This window comes from Marinovum sp. E3, assembly GCF_055755275.1.
In genome coordinates this window covers 70,482-87,813 of sequence record NZ_JBVTQV010000004.1, presented here as the reverse complement: position 1 = coordinate 87,813, position 17,332 = coordinate 70,482, and the positions used below count along the sequence as shown (strand labels likewise).

The 17,332-nt window shown below is 68.1% G+C and carries 17 protein-coding genes; 3 read left to right on the top strand and 14 right to left on the bottom strand.

Annotated features, from left to right (window positions below; all coding sequences use genetic code 11):
• Window positions 1-105: 105 nt before the first annotated feature.
• Window positions 106-813: a DnaA N-terminal domain-containing protein gene (locus tag AC0J5K_RS20605; RefSeq protein ID WP_283638581.1), complete on the top strand. Its 708-nt coding sequence runs from the start codon at window positions 106-108 to the stop codon at window positions 811-813.
• A 15-nt stretch (window positions 814-828) separates the two neighbouring features.
• Here the strand turns inward: AC0J5K_RS20605 and AC0J5K_RS20600 are convergent, their stop codons facing one another.
• From AC0J5K_RS20600 to AC0J5K_RS20590, 3 genes are read right to left on the bottom strand one after another with little or no spacing between them, the layout of a single operon-like run.
• On the bottom strand, window positions 829-1,653 hold the full coding sequence (locus AC0J5K_RS20600; RefSeq protein WP_074837667.1) for an NAD-dependent epimerase/dehydratase family protein: 825 nt from the start codon (window positions 1,651-1,653) through the stop codon (window positions 829-831).
• Entirely contained in the window at window positions 1,650-2,450 is an 801-nt protein-coding gene (locus AC0J5K_RS20595) for a glycosyltransferase (RefSeq protein ID WP_074837666.1), read from the bottom strand. Before AC0J5K_RS20595 ends, AC0J5K_RS20600 begins: the two co-directional genes overlap by 4 nt.
• Complete coding sequence (locus AC0J5K_RS20590) at window positions 2,447-3,664, bottom strand: NAD-dependent epimerase/dehydratase family protein (RefSeq protein WP_420398499.1); 1,218 nt, start codon at window positions 3,662-3,664, stop codon at window positions 2,447-2,449. The genes AC0J5K_RS20595 and AC0J5K_RS20590 overlap by 4 nt, the downstream gene beginning before the upstream one ends.
• A 247-nt stretch (window positions 3,665-3,911) precedes the next feature.
• Here AC0J5K_RS20590 and AC0J5K_RS20585 point away from each other — a divergent pair, with 247 nt between their 5' ends.
• The gene (locus tag AC0J5K_RS20585; RefSeq protein ID WP_420398498.1) at window positions 3,912-4,307 is read left to right on the top strand and encodes a VOC family protein; all 396 of its coding nucleotides are present in this window, start codon (window positions 3,912-3,914) and stop codon (window positions 4,305-4,307) included.
• A gap of 48 nt (window positions 4,308-4,355) precedes the next feature.
• Here AC0J5K_RS20585 and lpdA read toward each other — a convergent pair whose 3' ends face one another.
• The 7 genes from lpdA to AC0J5K_RS20550 are packed head-to-tail and all read right to left on the bottom strand — an operon-like array spanning window position 4,356 to window position 12,371.
• Window positions 4,356-5,738 (bottom strand): dihydrolipoyl dehydrogenase, encoded by a 1,383-nt coding sequence (gene lpdA, locus AC0J5K_RS20580; RefSeq protein WP_420398497.1) that lies wholly within the window; start codon window positions 5,736-5,738, stop codon window positions 4,356-4,358.
• A 3-nt stretch (window positions 5,739-5,741) separates the two neighbouring features.
• Window positions 5,742-7,028, bottom strand: a complete 1,287-nt coding sequence (locus AC0J5K_RS20575; RefSeq protein ID WP_420398496.1) for a dihydrolipoamide acetyltransferase family protein — start codon at window positions 7,026-7,028, stop codon at window positions 5,742-5,744.
• A complete protein-coding gene (locus AC0J5K_RS20570) occupies window positions 7,029-8,042 on the bottom strand; it encodes an alpha-ketoacid dehydrogenase subunit beta (protein WP_074837661.1) in 1,014 nt (337 codons plus the stop codon). It abuts the gene before it with no gap.
• Between the two features lies 1 nt (window position 8,043).
• Window positions 8,044-9,279, bottom strand: a complete 1,236-nt coding sequence (locus AC0J5K_RS20565) for a thiamine pyrophosphate-dependent dehydrogenase E1 component subunit alpha (RefSeq protein WP_074837660.1) — start codon at window positions 9,277-9,279, stop codon at window positions 8,044-8,046.
• On the bottom strand, window positions 9,276-10,043 hold the full coding sequence (locus AC0J5K_RS20560; protein ID WP_048535359.1) for an SDR family NAD(P)-dependent oxidoreductase: 768 nt from the start codon (window positions 10,041-10,043) through the stop codon (window positions 9,276-9,278). Before AC0J5K_RS20560 ends, AC0J5K_RS20565 begins: the two co-directional genes overlap by 4 nt.
• On the bottom strand, window positions 10,040-11,191 hold the full coding sequence (locus AC0J5K_RS20555; protein WP_283638587.1) for an acyl-CoA dehydrogenase family protein: 1,152 nt from the start codon (window positions 11,189-11,191) through the stop codon (window positions 10,040-10,042). Before AC0J5K_RS20555 ends, AC0J5K_RS20560 begins: the two co-directional genes overlap by 4 nt.
• Before the next feature lie 4 nt (window positions 11,192-11,195).
• On the bottom strand, window positions 11,196-12,371 hold the full coding sequence (locus tag AC0J5K_RS20550) for a thiolase family protein (protein ID WP_420398495.1): 1,176 nt from the start codon (window positions 12,369-12,371) through the stop codon (window positions 11,196-11,198).
• Between the two features lie 132 nt (window positions 12,372-12,503).
• Between AC0J5K_RS20550 and AC0J5K_RS20545 the strand changes: the two genes are divergently transcribed.
• Window positions 12,504-12,965, top strand: a complete 462-nt coding sequence (locus AC0J5K_RS20545; protein ID WP_048535353.1) for an Lrp/AsnC family transcriptional regulator — start codon at window positions 12,504-12,506, stop codon at window positions 12,963-12,965.
• Window positions 12,966-13,108: 143 nt separating this feature from the next.
• On the opposite strand, the gene manD is transcribed toward AC0J5K_RS20545, so the two are convergent.
• The 4 genes from manD to AC0J5K_RS20525 are packed head-to-tail and all read right to left on the bottom strand — an operon-like array spanning window position 13,109 to window position 17,302.
• Window positions 13,109-14,314, bottom strand: a complete 1,206-nt coding sequence (gene manD, locus AC0J5K_RS20540) for a D-mannonate dehydratase ManD (RefSeq protein WP_048535351.1) — start codon at window positions 14,312-14,314, stop codon at window positions 13,109-13,111.
• On the bottom strand, window positions 14,311-15,378 hold the full coding sequence (locus tag AC0J5K_RS20535) for a lactonase family protein (RefSeq protein WP_420398494.1): 1,068 nt from the start codon (window positions 15,376-15,378) through the stop codon (window positions 14,311-14,313). Before AC0J5K_RS20535 ends, manD begins: the two co-directional genes overlap by 4 nt.
• Window positions 15,375-16,190, bottom strand: a complete 816-nt coding sequence (locus AC0J5K_RS20530) for an NAD-dependent epimerase/dehydratase family protein (RefSeq protein ID WP_048535349.1) — start codon at window positions 16,188-16,190, stop codon at window positions 15,375-15,377. Before AC0J5K_RS20530 ends, AC0J5K_RS20535 begins: the two co-directional genes overlap by 4 nt.
• Window positions 16,187-17,302: an ABC transporter ATP-binding protein gene (locus AC0J5K_RS20525; protein ID WP_048535387.1), complete on the bottom strand. Its 1,116-nt coding sequence runs from the start codon at window positions 17,300-17,302 to the stop codon at window positions 16,187-16,189. Before AC0J5K_RS20525 ends, AC0J5K_RS20530 begins: the two co-directional genes overlap by 4 nt.
• Between the last annotated feature and the right edge of the window lie 30 nt (window positions 17,303-17,332).

Genomic DNA, 17,332 nt, shown 5'->3' with positions numbered 1-17,332 from the left:
ATCACTGCAAGATCGGGAAAAGCGTTTTAAACACCTCGGCACAGATCGGGGAGGCGCCGACCGGCGAGGCAGTCACCGCGCCTCTGGCGCTGACGAGGGAAGACCATGCAGAACGGGCGCAGTGGCCTGTTGGACGGGGCACGGAACATCACCGGCCCGGGATCGGCGGCACTCAAATACGACATTCTGACCGCGTTGCTGGTGACGGCGGCGCAGGGCGAGGCCACCGAGGCACGGCTGGCGCTGCGACTCTCCTTGCTGATCACCGCCCGGTTCAACTGGCGCAGCGGCACTTTCTCTGTTGGTCGCCGCGAGATGGCGCGGATGTGGGGGGTGACCGAACGCACCGCGAAACGCGAGATCGCCGAGATGCGGGCGCGTGGCTGGATCGCGGTGCATGTGCCGGCGGCGCGCGGCCGGGTGGCGCAATACCGGATCGAGTTGCCGCGCGTGCTGGCAATCACCATGCCGCATTGGCAGGCTGTCGGCCCGGATTTCGCCGCCCGAATGGTGGCCGCACCGGACCCCGCGCCGGAGGCCAGCAACGTGGTGCCGCTGCGCCGCGAAGCGGCGTTGCCGGAAGAGGATGGCAGCGGCTGGGCGCGGGCGGCGACGCAGCTTCAGGCGCAGGACCCGGCGGTCTGGGGGGCCTGGTTCGCGCCGCTGGTGCCGGTCGGGGTCGAGAGCGGCATCCTGACCCTGCTGGCGCCGTCGCGGTTCCTGGCGGAATATGTGACCACGCATTACCACAGCCGGCTTTTGGCGGCGGTGAGCGGGCAGGGGGTGCGCGAGGTGCGGGTGACCTGCGAATGACGGGCCGAGGGCCTGTCAGCCGGTGGGGCCGTCGGCGACCATCGCGGGCAGCGCGGCGGCGAGGCCAGAGAAGCCGGAAGGCCGCCAGCCGAGGGCATGCAGCCGGTCGCAGCGCATCACGCTGACCACGGCATCTGACGGGGCAGGCGGCTTGTGGCGGGTGCCGGTGAGCCTGGCGACGCGGGTCAGGAGATCGTGGCGGTCGAGCAGGATGTCAGAGGCATTGAACGGCCCGGTGGCGTCGCTGGCAAGCAACAGGCGGAGGGCGCGGGCGAGATCGGCGCCATGAAGCTCGGTGCTGCGGCGGGGGGCGATCTCTTGGCCGGCGTGGAACTCGGCGAAGAGCTGTTGCCACTTGTGCGCGGGGCCCGGGCCATAGACGCCGGTGGCGCGCAGCACGGCGGGGCGAAAGCTCTCGGAGGCCATGTCGGCCAGCGCCTGTTCGGCCTGCCATTTGACCTGGCCATAAAGCGTGTCGGGGCGCGGCGGAAGGGCTTCGTTCAGCTCGGTGCCGGGGGGATGGCCGCCATAGACGGCGCGGCTGCTGACAAAGATCACCCGGCGCACCGCGGCCTTTCGCGCGGCTTCGAAGAGCGCGCGGGAGCCGTCGAGATTGGCGCGGACGAACCCCTCGGGGTCGTCGCCTTCGCCGCCCCGATAGCGGCCGGGGACATGGGCAAAGGCGCAATGGACGAGGGCGTCGCAGCCGGCGAGATCGGGGCGGGCACCCAGGTGATAGCCGGGCCGGGAGAGCGGCAGCAGGCAATCGCCGGCCGAGGTGATCTCGCTGGCGATGAAGCGACCGACAAGGCCGGTGGCGCCGGTCAGGGCGATTTTCATGTCGGGGCGGGCAGGCCGGCCAGATCCGGCACCGGCCCGTCGCCGGCATAGGCCCGCCAGAGATCGATCAGCGGGTGCAGGCGGGGTGCCTTGGCGTGGTCTTGCCAGGGCTTTTCGTATTGGTAGTGCAGCACGTGGATGTGGTCCCAGCTCCAGAGCTCGGGCAGGTTGAACCAGACGTATTGCAGCATGTTCATGGTGATCGGCAGCCCGTGCCATCCGGGGAAGAAGTCTTGCAGGAAGGTCTGGTCGGTGCGGCGCCAGAAGGCCCCGGGTGTGTCGAGCCGGGCCAGCATCGCCTCGAAGGTGGCGGGATCGGGCCGGGCGGTGAAGACGCCGGAATTCAGCCGATGAAAATCGGCGAGGCCTTCGTAGACATTCGGGGCGGCGCAGAACTCGGGGTAGCGGAACAGCCGGTCGATGTTGCGCAGGACCAGCGTGTCGGCATCGAGAAACACCACCCGGTCATAAGGCAATTGCCAGAGCCGCAGCTTGGCGAAATTGTCGAGCGGGGTGTGAAAGGCCGGTTTCTCGCCCTTGGTGAACGGCGCGGCGCCGTGCAGCGCGCGGCGTCCGTGGCGCTGGTTGAAGGCCTCCGAGGTGGGCAGGAGCGCGACCTTGCAGAGCTTGGCGCCCTGCGCCTCGAGCGGGGCCAGCGCCTCGGCCGGGACGCCGCCGGTGTGCATCACCACGCGGTCGGCGGTGGTGCCGGTCAGCGCCAGCGAGCGCAGGAGCGCGCGGGCGCCGCGGGCAAAATCGGCGTTGGTGACCAGGGTCACATAGGCGCGGACGGTCATGACACGGATTTGAGGCGTTTGTGTTCCGGGTCGGTCTCGACCCGGCTGCCGATGTCGCGGGTCCAGGCGCTGATTGCGGGGATGCGGCTGCGGTCGATGCGGTGGGCGTATTTCTGCGCCACCTCGACCACCTCGGCCAGAAGCCCTTCGGCCAGGGTCGTGGGCTTTAGCCCCAAGGCGAGGAATTGCTCGTTTTTCACCAAAAGGTCGTTTTCCGCCGCTTCCTTGCGCGGGTTGGGCAGATAGGCGACCTCGGCGCCGGTCTGGCGCGCCACCAGCTCGGCCAGGTCGCGCACCCGGTGGGTTTCGGTCATCTGGTTGAAGATCTTGACCCGTTCGCCGGCCTGCGGCGCATCCGACAGCGCCAGCGCGACGCAGCGCACGCTGTCTTGCAGGTGGATGAAGGCGCGGGTCTGGCCGCCGGTGCCATGCACGGTCAGCGGATAGCCGATGGCGGCCTGGATGAGAAAGCGGTTCAGCACCGTGCCGTAATCGCCGTCGTAGTCGAAGCGGTTGATCAGTTGTTCGTGGCGGCGGGTCTGCTCGGTATGGGTGCCCCAGACGATGCCCTGGTGCAGATCGGTGATCCTGAGGCCGTCGTTCTGGGCATAGAACTGAAACAGGATCTGATCGAGCGATTTGGTCATGTGATAGACCGAACCGGGGCGGGTGGGGTACAGGATCTCCTGCCCCTTCTTGCCCGCAGGCGTGTCGATATCGACGTCGAGATAGCCCTCGGGGATCGGTGCGCCGACCGAGGAATAGCCATAGACCCCCATGGTGCCGAGATGCACCAGATGCGCGTCGATGCCGGTTTCCACCAGCGCCGTCAGCAGGTTGTGGGTGGCATTGACGTTGTTGTTGACGGTGTAGACCTTGTGGCGGTCGGATTTCATCGAATAGGGCGCGGCGCGCTGTTCGGCGAAATGCACGATCGCCTCGGGGCGGTGTTCGGCCAGCCATTGCCGCAGCCGGTCATAGTCGCGGGCCAGGTCGAGCAGGTGAAACTGCAAGCTGCGGCCGGTTTCCTGCTTCCAGATCCGGCAGCGTTCCTGGATGCTGTCCATCGGGGTCAGCGATTGCACGCCCAGCTCGGTATCGATCCAGCGGCGCGAGAGGTTGTCGATGATATGGACCTCGTGTCCGGCGTCGGACAGGTGAAGCGCGGTCGGCCAGCCGCAGAAACCATCGCCGCCAAGAACTGCGATTTTCATCGGGTCTCTCCTTTGCTGCCGGGCGCGGCGCGGCGCCCGCCCGGCTTCTGCGCCAAGGAGATAGGGCGCGGCCGGGGCAAAGTCATTTGAAGGTTTTATGTCGCGGCCCGGCCTGCGGCGGGCCGCCGTGCCCCGGGCGGGGCGCCGGCAAATTCCTGCCGGCCGGGGGCGCATGCCCCGGGCGGTTGACCCCGGTCCCGCGGCGGCGCATGTGGGGCGAAACCGACACAGATTTCCGAGGTATCCCATGGCCAGAGCCATCCACAGCATGATCCGCGTCCGCGACGAGGCGCGATCGGTCGCCTTCTATCGGACGGCCTTTGGCCTCGAGGTGGCGGACCGGCTGGATTTCGACAGTTTCACGCTGATCTATCTGTCGAACGCCGAAAGCGGCTTCGAGCTTGAGCTGACGGTGAACAAGGACCGCGACACGCCGTATGACCTGGGCGACGGCTATGGCCATTTCGCGGTCTCGGTCGAGGATCTGGCGGCCGAACACGCGCGGTTCGAGCGCGCGGGGCTGAAGCCGCGCAAGCTGGTGGAGTTCGCGCCGGGCGGCACGCTGGTGGCGCGGTTCTTCTTTGTCACCGATCCCGACGGTTACGAGATCGAGGTGCTGGAGCGCAGCGGCCGGTTTGGCTGAGGCTCGGGCGCGCGCAGACCGGAGCAGGGCCTGCGCGCGCCCGCCGGTCTAGATATGCAGGGCGCGGCCGAGGCCCTTGAGCGCGGTTTCCTGAACCGTCTCGGAGAGCGTCGGATGGGCATGGATCGTCTCGGCGATATCGGTCCGCGTGGCGCCCATCTCGATGGCCAGGGCGAATTCGCCGGCCAGTTCCGAAACCCCCGTGCCCACCGCCTGAATGCCCTGAACCAGACCGGTATCGGCGGCGTGGAGAATGCGCACGAACCCGTCACTGCGTTCGACCGTCAGGGACCGGCCATTGGCGGCGAAGGGGAAAACCGCCGTCTGGACATCGGCGGCCGCGTCGCCCGGAAGCTGGCCGACGGTGACGATTTCGGGATCGGTGAAACAGACCGCCGGAATGGCGCGCTTGTCCCAGAGCGCGGGCTGGCCGGCCAGATGCTCGGCCACGATCACGCCCTGGGCCATGGCGCGATGGGCCAGCATCGGATCGCCGGTCACGTCACCGATGGCATAGACGCCACGCATCGAGGTGGCGCATCGGTCATCGATCGCCAGGAATTCGCCGTTCATCGTCAGACCGAGGTCTTGCAGCCCGAAGCCCCGGGTCACCGGCGCGCGGCCGACGGTGACTAGCACCTTGTCGGTCGCGATTTCCTGCCGGCCCTCGGCGCTCTCGACCGTCAGGGCGCGGCCCTCGTCGGTCAGGCCGCCGGCCCGGGCCGAAAGATGCAGGGTGATCCCGAGTGCGGCGAGCCGCGCCATCACCGGCTTGGTCAGCTCGGCGTCATATTGCGGCAGGATGCGGTCGGCGGCCTCGACCACCGTGACCTCGGCGCCGAGCTTGGCCAGGGCGGTGCCGATTTCCAGCCCGATATAGCCACCGCCGACCACGGTCAGCCGCTTCGGCAGCTCTTGCAGATCCAGCGCCTCGGTCGAGGAGATCACCGGCCCGCCGAAGGGCAGGGCGGGCAGTTCCAAGGGTTTCGAGCCGGTGGCAATCACCAGATGTTCGCAGCTGATGCGCCGGGGCCCGTCCCGGGTGGCGACCTCGACGGTCTTGCCGTCGAGGATGCGGGCAGTGCCCGAGACGACCCTGGTGCCGGATTTCTTCAGCAGGCTCGAGACGCCGCCGGTCAGCCGTTTGACGATGCCATCCTTCCAGGCAAGGGTTCTGGCGAGGTCGATCCGGGGTGCGGTGGTGGAAATGCCCAGCTCGTTGTCGCCGGCGAACTGGCTGACCTTGGCAAATTCATCCGCCGCGTGGATCAGCGCCTTGGAGGGGATGCAGCCGACGTTGAGGCAGGTGCCGCCGGGGCGGTCGCCTTCGACGACGATGGTATCGAGGCCCAGTTGACCGGCGCGGATGCCGCAGACATATCCGCCGGGGCCGGCGCCGATGATCAGGAGGGTGCAGCTTTCGGTTTTCATCGCTTACGCCTCCACAAAGATCAGCGCCGGGGTTTCCAGCAGGGTTTTCATGCGCTGGACAAAGACCGCGGCGTCCCAGCCGTCGATCACCCGGTGATCGAAACTGGCCGAGATGTTCATCATCTTGCGCGGCACGAACTGGCTGCCATCCCACATCGGGCGGGTGGCCATCTTGTTGATGCCCAGGATGGCGACCTCGGGGTGATTGATGATCGGCGTGGTCGCCAGGGCGCCCAGCGGGCCGAGCGAGGTGATGGTGATCGTCGATCCGGTCAGCTCGTCGCGCCCGGCCTTGCCGGCGCGGGCGGCCTCGGAGAGCCGGGCGATCTCGGCGGCGATCTCGAACAGGCCCAGCGCCTCGACATGGCGCAGCACCGGCACCACCAGCCCGGCCTCGGTCATCGTCGCCATGCCGACATGCACCCCGGCGTGGCGCAGCACATGGCCCTCGTCGTCCATGTAATGGGCGTTCATCTCGGGGTGGTCGACAACCGCCCGCGCCAGCGCCGCCGCGACAAGCGGCAGGACGGTGAGCTTGCGGCGGTCGCCACGGGTGGCGTTCATCCGGGTGCGGAGATCCTCGAGCGCGGTGACATCGACCTCTTCGACCACGGTGATATGCGGGATGCGCTGATTGGCCAGCGCCATGCGCTCGGCGATCTTGCGGCGCATGCCGATGACCTTGATCTCTTGGGTGCCGCTGCGTTTGGCGCGCCCGGCGGCGGCGCCCGGCTGTCGGCCCCGGGGCGGCTGGTCGAACAGGGTGTCGAGATCGTCATGGGTGATCCGCCCGGCCGGGCCGGTGCCGGGCACCTGCCGCAGATCGAGGCCACCTTGGCGGGCGCGGGCGCGCACCGAGGGCGAGGCCAGCGGCGCCTGGCCTTCGGCGCGTGGCGGCCCGGGCTGTGCGGGTGTCGCCGGGGCGGGTTTCCGCGGCGCCGGGGCAGGGGCCTCGGCGGTCTCTGACGGCGGTTCGGGCGCGGGGTCGGGGCCTGGGTCGGGGGCCGGCTCGGCGATGGGCTCGGGGGTGTCGCCGGCCACCGCCTCGGCCTCGGTTTCGATCCGCACCAGATCCGAGCCGACGGCCAGCACATCCCCGACCTCGCCGGCGAGCCAGGTGATCCGGCCGTCGTAGAGCGAGGGGATTTCCACCGTCGCCTTGTCGGTCATGACGGCGGCGATGACATCGTCTTCCTTGACGATATCGCCGACCTTGACGGTCCATTCGGCCAGTTCGGCCTCGGTCACGCCTTCGCCCACATCGGGCAGTTTGACGGAAAGAATATTCATTCAGTCCTCCATCGCTTTGGTCAGGGCGCGCGCCACGCGGTCGGGCCCGGGGAAGTAATCCCATTCGGTGGCATGCGGATAGGGCGCGTCCCAGCCGGTGATCCGTTGCAGCGGCGACTTGAGGTGCCAGAAACAGGCCTCCTGCACCTCGGCGATCAGTTCGCCGCCAAAGCCGCTGGTGCGGGTGGCTTCATGCACCACCACGCAGCGCCCGGTCTTTTCCACCGAGGCCCGGATGGTGTCGAGATCGAGCGGCAGCAGGCTGCGCAGGTCGATGATCTCGGCGTCGACGCCGGCGCGTTCGGCGGCGGCTTCGGCGACATAGACCATGGTGCCATAGGCCAGAACGGTAACATCCGTGCCGGCGCGGCGCACCTCGGCGGTGCCGATATCGATGCTGTAATGGCCTTCGGGCACCTCGCCGGCGGGGTGCTGCGACCAGCCGGTGGACTTGCCGGCGTGATCGCCGTGGAACGGCCCGTTGTAGAGCCGCTTGGGTTCGAGAAAGATCACCGGGTCCGGGTCTTCGATGGCGGCGATCAGCAGGCCCTTGGCGTCATAGGGCGTCGAGGGGATCACCACCTTGAGCCCGGCCACATGGGTAAACAGCGCCTCGGGGCTCTGGCTGTGGGTCTGGCCGCCAAAGATGCCGCCGCCGGTGGGCATGCGCACCACCAGCGGGCAGGTGAAGGTTTCGTTCGAGCGATACCGGAGGCGCGCGGCCTCCTGGGTGATCTGGTCGAAGGCGGGATAGACGTAATCGGCAAACTGCACCTCGACGCAGGGCCGCATGCCCTGGGCCGCCATGCCCACGGCCATGCCGACGATGGCGCTTTCGTTGATCGGCGTGTCGAACACCCGTTCCTCGCCATGTTTGGCCTGCAACCCGGCGGTGCAGCGGAAGACGCCGCCGAAATAGCCCACGTCCTCGCCAAAGATCAGCACCTTGGGGTCCTGCGCCAGCTTGACGTCCATCGCGTCGCGCAGGGCTTCGATCATGGTCATTCGCGGCATCTCAGTACCCCATTTCCTGGCGCTGGCGGCGCAGATGCGCGGGCATCTCGGCATAGACGCCCTTGAAGATCGTGGCCGGTGAGGTCGGTTGCGGGTTCACGAAGGTGCCCTGCGCCTCGACCTCCTTCTGCACCTTGGTGACCTCGTCGAGGATCTCGGCCTCGGCCTGCACATGGCGCTCCTCGGACCAGGCGCCACGGCCGATCAGATGGGTCTTCAGCCGCGCGACCGGATCCCCCAGCGGCCAGGCCGCGGCCTCGTCCTTTGCCCGATAGGCCGAGGGGTCGTCCGAGGTGGAATGGGCGGCGACGCGATAGGTGAACCATTCGATCGCCACCGGGCCATGGCCCGCCCGGGTGCGCGCCACGGCCCATTTCGATACCGCCGCCACGGCGAGGTAATCGTTGCCGTCGACCCGCAGCGCCGGAATGCCATAGCCCCGTGCCCGCGCCGCATAGGTGCGCGCGCCGCCGGTGGCGACGCCGGTATAGGTGGAAATCGCCCATTGGTTGTTGACGATGTTGAGGATCACCGGCGGGCGATAGGTCGAGGCGCAGAGCAGCGCGGCGTGGAAATCGTTCGACGCCGTGGCGCCGTCGCCGATCCAGCCGGCGGCAATCTCTCCGGTCTCGCTCAGGGCATTGGCCATGGCCCAGCCGACGGCCTGGATATACTGGGTGCCGAGGTTACCGGAGATGCTGAAGAAGCCGTAATCGCGCGAGGAATGCATGATCGGCAATTGCCGGCCTTCCAGCGGATCGCAGCCATTGGAATAGACCTGCCCCATCAGGTCGCGCAGCGGATAATCGGCGGCGATCAGCAGGCTTTGCTGGCGATAGGTGGGAAAGTTCATGTCGCCGCCGGACAATTGCCGCTGAAAGCCGCAGCCGATCGCCTCTTCGCCGGTGCATTGCAGGTAGAACGAGGTCTTGCCCTGCCGCTGGGCGTTCAGCAGCCGCTTGTCGACGGCGCGCATCCGCAGCATGTCGCGCAGGCCTTGCAGCAGCGCATCGCTGTCGAGATCGGCGATGTACTCGGCCCAGGGGCCGACCGCCGTGCCTTCGTCATCCAGCACCCGGATCATGCCGTTGGCATAATCGCGGCTGTCGACCGATTGCAGATCCAGCGGCGGCACGTCGAGCGCCCCGGCGGCGGGGATCTCGATGGCCGAGAAATTCGGCGTCTGGTCGGGACGCGCCGGCGGATGGGGAAAATTGAGCTTGGGCTGTCCGGTCATTTGGCTTGCATCCTCGTGGCGGCGTCGAGACGGATCACCTCGCCGTTGAGCATCGTGTTGCGGGCGATGTGCATCACCAGCTCGGCAAATTCCGCGACCCGGCCCAACCGGCGGGGAAATTCCGAGGTCTGCGCCAGAGCGTCTTGCAGCTCTTGCGGGAAGGCGGTGACCATCGGCGTGGCAAAGATGCCCGGCGCGATGGCGGCGACGCGAATGCCGCTCTTGGCCAGATCGCGCGCCATCGGCAGGGTCAGGCCGACCACGCCGGCCTTGGAGGAGGCATAGGCAAGCTGGCCCATCTGGCCCTCGTAGGCGGCAATCGAGGCGGTGTTGACGATCACGCCGCGTTCGCCATCGTCGTTCAGCGGTTCGGCCTGCGACATGCCGAGCGCCGATTGCGTGGCAACATTGAAGGTGCCGATCAGGTTGACGCCCACCACCTTGGCAAACAGCGCCGGATCATGCGCCGCGCCGCGCGATATCGTCTTGGCGGCGGGGGCGATCCCGGCACAGTTGACGCAGAGCCGCTCCTGGCCTTGCCGGTCTCGCAGGCTGTCGAGGGCGGGTGTCACCGCTGCGGGATCGGAGATGTCGCATTGCGCGAAACTGGCGCCGATGTCGCGGGCAAACTCCGCGCCCGCGTCGGCGTTCATGTCGAGGATGCCCACCGGCACGCCCTCGGCGCGCAGGGCCGTGGCCACCGCCGCCCCGAGCCCCGAAGCGCCGCCGGTGATGATGGCCGGGGTCTGTTCGCCTAGCTTCATTGCTGGAACCTCCGTTTCAGATCGCGTGAGATATTGATGCGTTGCACGTCCGAGGTGCCTTCGTAGATCTGGCAGACCCGGACATCGCGATAGATCCGCTCGAGCGGGAATTCCGCCAGATAGCCATAGCCGCCCAGCGTCTGGATCGCGTCGGACACGACGCCTTCGGCCATCTCGCTGGCGGTCAGCTTGGCGATCGAGGCTTCGCGCAGACAGGGCCGGCCGGCGTCCTTGAGCGCGGCGGCGTGCAGCACCAGCTGGCGGGCGGCCTCGATCCGGGCGTCCATGTCGGCCAGCCGGAAGGCCACCGCCTGATGCTCGAAGATCGGCTTGCCGAAGGCGGTGCGCTCCAGCGCATAGGTCACCGCCAGTTCCAGTGCCGCCTGGGCCATGCCGACCGATTGCGAGGCGATGCCGATCCGGCCGGCCTCGAGCGAGGACAGCGCAATGGCGAGGCCCTGGCCCTCTTCGCCGATCAGGGCGCCGTGGTCGAGCTTCATGTCCTCGAAGCCGAGCGCGCAGGTATCGGAGGCTTTCTGGCCGAGCTTGTGCTCCGGCGCGCCGACGGTCAGGCCGGGCGTGTCCTGGGGGACATAGAAGGCCGATAAGCCCTTCTTGCCCGCCTCGGGATCGGTCACTGCAAAGACGATGGTGGCGCCGCCGATCCGGGCCGAGGTGATGAATTGCTTGGCGCCGTCGAGGACATACCCGTGGTTGGTGCGCCGGGCGCGCGACGTGATCGCCGCGGCATCGGTGCCGGTGCCGGGCTCGGTCAGGGCGAAACAGCCGATGAATTCGCCCCGGGCCGCCGGTTTCAGCCATTTCTCCTGTTGCGCGGGCGTGGCGAAGCGCTGGAGGATGGCGCAGAACGGCGCGTTGTGCACCGACATCATGGTCGAGACCGCCCCGTCGGCCGCCGCGATCTCGATCAGCGCCAGCGCGTAAGAGGTGTAATCGGCGCCGACGCCGCCGGTCTCTTCGGGCACGGTCATGCCGAGAAAACCCAAGCCGGCCATCTCGTCGATGATCCCGGGGTCTATGACGCCCGCCGCCTCGCGCGCCGCCGCCCCGGGGGCCAGCCTGTCGCGCGCGAATTGCCGCGCCATGTCGCGGATCATGCCCTGTTCTTCGGTCAGAAGGCCGGTCATCGGATTACCCCTGTTCCAGCGCCACCGCCAGCGCCTCGCCGCCGCCGATGCAGATCGCCGCTATGCCTCGTTTCACTTTACGCTGTTCCATCGCGTTGAGAAGCGTCACGAGAATGCGCGCGCCGGAGGCGCCGATCGGGTGGCCCAGCGCGCAGGCGCCGCCATGCACGTTGAGCCGGTCGTGATCGATGTCGAGATCCTGCATGAAGGCCATGGCGACCACGGCAAAGGCTTCGTTGACCTCCCAGAGATCGACATCGGCCGTGCGCCAGCCGAGCCGGTCGAGCAGTTTTCGCGTCGCCCCGATCGGCGCGGTGGTGAACCAGCCGGGCTCTTGCGCGTGGCCGGCAAAGCCGCGAATCCGCGCCCGAACCGGCAGGCCCCGGTCTGCCGCCGCCGTGTCCGCGGCCAGGACCAGCGCCGCCGCGCCATCCGAGATCGAGGAGGCATTGGCGGCGGTGACGGTGCCGTCCCTGGCAAAGGCGGGTTTCAGCATCGGGATCTTCTCGGGGCGGGCATTGCGCGGCTGCTCGTCGGTGGCAATGGTCGCCGCGCCCTTGCGGGTGGTGACGGTCACCGGCGCGATTTCCGCCGCGAGAATGCCGGCCTCGGTGGCGGCGCGGGCGCGATCGAGCGAGGCGATGGCATAGGCGTCCTGCGCGGCGCGGGAGAAATCGTAGGCACCGGCGCAGGTCTCGGCGAAGCTGCCCATCAGCCCGCCCTCATAGGCGTCTTCCAGACCGTCGAGGAACATGTGATCGAGCATTCTGGCATGGCCCAGCCGCGCGCCCGCGCGGGTGGCGGGCGAGAGGTACGGCGCGTTCGACATGCTTTCCATGCCGCCGGCGACAACCAGGCTGGCGTGGCCGGCGAGGATCTGGGTCGCGCCCTGGATGACCGCCTGCATCCCCGAGCCGCAGACCTTGCTGATCGCCGTGGCGGGGGTGGAGAGCGGCAGCCCGGCGCCGAGGCTGGCCTGACGCGCCGGGGCCTGGCCGACGCCGGCCGGCAGCACGATGCCCATCAGGGTCTCGTCGATGGCCGCGCCATCCGCGCCGGCCTCGTCCAGCGCGCCGCGGATCGCGGTGGCGCCCAGGTCCGGCGCCGCAAGGCTGCTCAGCTCGCCCTGAAAGCCGCCCATGGGCGTGCGTTTCGCGCCACAGATCACAACATCGGTCATAGTGTCCTCCCGCCCGACTTTTCGCTGACCGCGAGACTAGCCGGGCAGGCCGGTCTGAAATTCCCAAAGCTGGACAAGATCCCCTGCTTCCGGCATGAAACAGCCATGAGGTCCGATATTTGGGGGAAGAATATGCCGGAATTGGATGAAACCGACATGCGCATACTGCGCGCGATGCAGGCCGATGGCAGCCGCACGGTGACCGAGATTGCCGAACAGGCGGGGATATCGCAATCGCCCTGTTCGCGCCGGATCATCCATCTTCAGGAGATGGGGGTCATTCGCGGCAAGAATGTCGATCTCGACCGGCGGCGGCTGGGCTTCAACATGCTGGTGGTGGCGCGGGTCAAGCTGAACAAGCATGACCGGCCCGCGCTCGAAGCCTTTCGCCGCGAAATCCGGGCGATCCCGGAAATCCAGTATGCGGTGCTGCTGCTGGGCGGGTTCGATTATCACCTGCACGTCGTGGTGCGGGATATCGATCATTATCAGGCGCTGGTGCAGGACCGGCTTGTCACCCTGCCCGGGGTGCAGGAAATGGAAAGTTCGGTCATTCTCGACGTGGTCAAGAAAACCACGGCCCTGCCGATCTGACAGGGCCGCGCCGGGCGTCTCGGGTCAGCGTCGGTATCGCGCATCGGACCTGCTGGCGGCGGAGCATGTCCCGGCACCAATGCCGGTTTGGTGGCCGGGACATGCAGGGTCGCCGCGGTTCGGGCGGCCGGATCGCAGCCGCCTCACCAGTTCCAGAGCGTGCCGTCCTCGAGCCGGCAGACCGGCAGATAGGCCGGTTCGTAGGGATGTTCCCCGGCCAGGGTTTCATCGAAGTCGACGCCGTGGCCGGGCGCGTCTCCGGGATGGATGTAGCCTTGGTGATGGGTCCAGGCATGCGGAAACATCGCGTGCATCTCGGGGCTGTAATCGGCGAATTCCTGGATCGCGGCATTGGGTGCCCAGAGGCCCAGATGCGCGTTGACCCCCGCCGAGATCGGCGAAATGTCGACCGGTCCGTGGCATCCGGTCCGCACGTGATGCAGGGCGGCGAATTCGAAGATCCGGCGCAGGCCGGTCACGCCGCCGGCATGGGTGCTGGTGGCGCGGATGTAATCGATGAGCTGGTTCGAAATCAGCTCGCGGGCGTCCCAGATGGCATTGAATACCTCGCCCACCGCCAGCGGCGTGGTGGTGTGCTGGCGGATCAGGCGAAAGCTGTCCTGGGCTTCGGCGGGCACCGCATCCTCCATCCAGAACAGCCGGTAGGGCTCGAGATCCTTGCCCAGCCGCGCCGCCTCGATCGGTGTGAGCCGGTGGTGCACGTCATGTAACAGATGCACATCCCAGCCCACGGCCGCGCGCAGCGCCTCGAAGAGCTGCGGCACATGTTGCAGGTAGCGCGAGGTCGACCAGACCTGCTCTTCGGGCAGTTTCGGCGCGTCCGCATCGCCGGAATGCAGCGGATGCACGCCGTACATGGCGCCCAGGCCGGGAATGCCGCATTGCGCGCGTACCGCCGGATACCCGGCCGAGACCTTGGCGCTGACGGCGGCGACGGTGTCTTCGATGGTGGCGCCGCTGGCGTGGGTATAGGTCATCAGATGCCGGCGCGACGCGCCGCCCAGCAGTTGATAGAGCGGCATGCCGGCGGCCTTGGCCTTGATGTCCCACAGCGCCATGTCGATGGCGGCAATCGCCGCCATGGTCACCGGTCCGCGCCGCCAATAGGCCCCGCGATAGAGATATTGCCAGATCTCCTCGATCCGGCGCGGATCCCTGCCCAGCAGGCAGGGAATGACATGATCGTCCAGATAGGAGGCGACCGCCAGTTCGCGGCCGTTCAGCGTGCCGTCGCCAACCCCGCTCAGACCGCATTCGGTGACGATCCGCACGGTCACAAAATTCTGCCCCGGCGAGGTGACGATGGTCTTGATGGCTTCGATTTTCACGGCAGGTCTCCTGATGGGGCGGTGGACCAGATCAGGCAGGCGGGGCTGCCGATTTCGGCCCGATGGGGCGTTTGGCGAAGCAGGCCGTCGGGCGCGACGGCGAAAGCGGTGATCGAATGGCTGTGCTGGTTGGCCGCCAACAGCAGGCGACCATCGGGCGACAGCAGGATGTCGCGGGGATGATGCCCACCGCTTGGCACGGTCTGGATCACCTTTGGCGCCTGGCCGGCAGGGCAGGCGATGCAGGCGATTTCATGTCCGCTGCGGCCGGAGGCATACAGCAGGCCGGTCGGCCCGGTGCGCAGGGCGGCCGCGGCGCCGTCCTGTGGGGTGGCCGGAAAGACCCGCCTGCGGGAGGCGAGGTGCCATCCGGCTTGGTCGCGGCGCAGCAGCGTCAGGTTTTCGTCGAGCTCGCAGAGCACGGCGAGATCGTCGCTGCCGGCGATCTGGGTGATGTGGCGCGGGCCGGAGCCGGGCGGGAAGGCGATCTGCCGGGCGGTGTTCGCGCGCAGCTCCGGCGCGCCGGCGGCCAGGTCGAACAGGGTGACGCAATCGCGCCCCAGATCGGCGACGGCCAGAACGTCCGGGTCGGTCAGGAACAGCACGCAATGGGCATGCGGTCCGCGCTGGCGGGCGGGGTTGGGGCCGTTGCCCTCGGCGTGGAAGGCGGCCAGATGCGCGCCGATCGCGCCGTCGCCGCCCAGGCTGAAAAGATCGACATGGCCGCTCTGATATTGCGCGGTCGCCAGGTAGCGGCCATCGGGCGACACCGCCAGATGGCAGGCGCCCGATCCGGTGAGCCTGCGGCGCTGAAGGACGCGGGCGCCGCCGGTTGTGAGGTGCAGGCGGACCAGGGCCGGGGCCGCGGTCTCTTCGATGGCATAGAGCGTGCCGCCCAGAGCGGGATGCGTGGCCAGATAGGTCGGGTTGCGCAGCGCGGCGATGCGGCGCGGGGCGCCGAGGGCGCCGGTGGCGGCCACGACCGGGCAGCGGTAGAGCCCGGCGCCAAGGCCCGACGGACCCTCGGTATAGGTTCCGATCAGCAGAGTCAGCGGTGCCGTCACGCCGACCACCCCAGAAGCCGGCGGGCGCGGCTGCTGTCAAAGAAGCTGGCGGTGCCGTCGAACCCGGCTTTCAACCGCACTCCGGGAAAATGCCGGCGCGCCAGGTCGCGGCTTGGCGTGGCCTCGGTGGTGGCGTGCGACACCAGGAACATGCGCTGGTGGCCGTCGAAATCCGCCTCCAGCGACCGCAGCGCCGCGCGGGCGGCCGGCACGGCCGGGGTCCAGGCCCAGAGATGCTTGCCGGGGTCGGGTTCCTGTTGCCAGGCTTGGGCGGCGCGGGCGACATCCTCGACGATCCAGTGCAGGCGCAGGCTGGCGATCTTCATGCCGTCATAGCGGCGCACGATGGCATCGGCCTGCATCTCGCCCAGCCATTTCGACAGGGAATAGGGATCCTCGGCGCGGGTCGGATGATCTTCGTCGATCGGGAAATAGTCATATTCCGGCGCGCGGCTGTAGGAATGGCCGATGGCATTCACGCTCGACGCGTTGCAGATCCGGCGCAGGCCCAGTTCGGCACTGGCCAACAGAACGTTGTAGCTGGCGGTGACGTTGTTGTTGTGGGTCACGTCGTCCGGGGCCAGCCCGGCGGCCGGAAAGGCGGCAAGGTGAATGACCGCATCGGCGCCGGTCAGCGCGGCGGTGACCTGGGCGTAATCCGCCGCATCGGCCGCACGATATTCCACGCCATCGACCGGTTCCGCGACGGCGGCCGTGCGGTCGATGCTGATCACCGCATGACCGGCGGCGCGCGCCTCGCGCACCACCACGCGGCCAAAGCCGCCCTGGCCGCCGGTTACCGCGATCTTCATGGCGTCTCCTCCGCGATGCGAGCGCCGGTATCGGCGTCGAAGACATTGATCTTGTCGCGGTCGAAGTTCAGGCGCGCGCGCCGGCCCTCATGCACATCGGCATCGGCGGGCAGCCGGGCATAGAAGGGACCGGAGGTGAAATTGGTCACCGCGATCCGGTCGGCGCCAGTGACCTCGACATAATCGATATCGACATCGATTTCGGCGTGATCCGGCCGCGATCCGACCGGGCCGCTGCAAATCGCTTCGGGCCGCAGACCAAACACCACGCGACGGCCGACAAGCCGCTTGCGGGAGGCCGGCAGGCCGACGTGGACAGGGGGCTGGCCGGCGCGCTCCAGCACGGCCACCGCCGCGCCGCCGTCGCCGGCGATGATCTCGGCGGCGACAAGGTTCATCGGCGGCGCGCCCATGAACCCGGCGACAAAGGTGTTGGCGGGCTGATTGTAGACCCGGTCGGGCGTGTCGAATTGCTGCAACTCGCCGTCTTTCAGTACCGCGATCTTGGTGGCCAGGGTCAGCGCCTCGATCTGGTCGTGGGTGACATAGATCATCGTCGCCCCGATCTCGCGGTGCAGTCGGGCGATCTCCATCCGGGTCTGGTTGCGCAGCGCCGCATCGAGGTTCGACAGCGGTTCGTCGAAGAGAAAGACCTCCGGTTCGCGCACGATGGCGCGGCCGATGGCCACCCGCTGGCGCTGGCCGCCCGACAACGCCTTGGGCAGCCGGTCGATGTATTGTCCGAGCTGCAAGGCCTCGGCCGCCTGTCCCACAGTCTCGCGGATGCGCTCGGCCGGGGTGCGGCGGATGCGCAGGCCAAAGGCCATGTTGTCGCCCACGGTCATATGCGGATAGAGCGCATAGGACTGGAACACCATCGAGATGCCGCGATCCGGGGCGGGGACGTCATTGACCACCCGGCCGGAAATGCTGACCGTGCCGTCCGAGATCCGTTCCAGCCCGGCGATCATCCGCAGCAGGGTGGACTTGCCGCAGCCGGAGGGGCCCACGAAGACAATGAAGTCGCCCGGATCGATCGACAGGTCGATCCCGTGAATGACCTGAAGGTCTCCGTAGGATTTGCGAACGTCATTGAGAACTACGCCGGTCATGTCGGCCTCCCTTCTTTCTTTGGTTGTGTC

What these genes read in the sequence shown, in the direction of transcription:
- AC0J5K_RS20605 (WP_283638581.1), top strand. Translation starts at nt 106, where the DNA reads ATGCAGAACGGGCGCAGTGGCCTGTTGGACGGGGCACGGAACATCACC.
- AC0J5K_RS20600 (WP_074837667.1), bottom strand. Translation starts at nt 1,653, where the DNA reads ATGAAAATCGCCCTGACCGGCGCCACCGGCCTTGTCGGTCGCTTCATC.
- AC0J5K_RS20595 (WP_074837666.1), bottom strand. Translation starts at nt 2,450, where the DNA reads ATGACCGTCCGCGCCTATGTGACCCTGGTCACCAACGCCGATTTTGCC.
- AC0J5K_RS20590 (WP_420398499.1), bottom strand. Translation starts at nt 3,664, where the DNA reads ATGAAAATCGCAGTTCTTGGCGGCGATGGTTTCTGCGGCTGGCCGACC.
- AC0J5K_RS20585 (WP_420398498.1), top strand. Translation starts at nt 3,912, where the DNA reads ATGGCCAGAGCCATCCACAGCATGATCCGCGTCCGCGACGAGGCGCGA.
- lpdA (WP_420398497.1), bottom strand. Translation starts at nt 5,738, where the DNA reads ATGAAAACCGAAAGCTGCACCCTCCTGATCATCGGCGCCGGCCCCGGC.
- AC0J5K_RS20575 (WP_420398496.1), bottom strand. Translation starts at nt 7,028, where the DNA reads ATGAATATTCTTTCCGTCAAACTGCCCGATGTGGGCGAAGGCGTGACC.
- AC0J5K_RS20570 (WP_074837661.1), bottom strand. Translation starts at nt 8,042, where the DNA reads ATGCCGCGAATGACCATGATCGAAGCCCTGCGCGACGCGATGGACGTC.
- AC0J5K_RS20565 (WP_074837660.1), bottom strand. Translation starts at nt 9,279, where the DNA reads ATGACCGGACAGCCCAAGCTCAATTTTCCCCATCCGCCGGCGCGTCCC.
- AC0J5K_RS20560 (WP_048535359.1), bottom strand. Translation starts at nt 10,043, where the DNA reads ATGAAGCTAGGCGAACAGACCCCGGCCATCATCACCGGCGGCGCTTCG.
- AC0J5K_RS20555 (WP_283638587.1), bottom strand. Translation starts at nt 11,191, where the DNA reads ATGACCGGCCTTCTGACCGAAGAACAGGGCATGATCCGCGACATGGCG.
- AC0J5K_RS20550 (WP_420398495.1), bottom strand. Translation starts at nt 12,371, where the DNA reads ATGACCGATGTTGTGATCTGTGGCGCGAAACGCACGCCCATGGGCGGC.
- AC0J5K_RS20545 (WP_048535353.1), top strand. Translation starts at nt 12,504, where the DNA reads ATGCCGGAATTGGATGAAACCGACATGCGCATACTGCGCGCGATGCAG.
- AC0J5K_RS20530 (WP_048535349.1), bottom strand. Translation starts at nt 16,190, where the DNA reads ATGAAGATCGCGGTAACCGGCGGCCAGGGCGGCTTTGGCCGCGTGGTG.
- AC0J5K_RS20525 (WP_048535387.1), bottom strand. Translation starts at nt 17,302, where the DNA reads ATGACCGGCGTAGTTCTCAATGACGTTCGCAAATCCTACGGAGACCTT.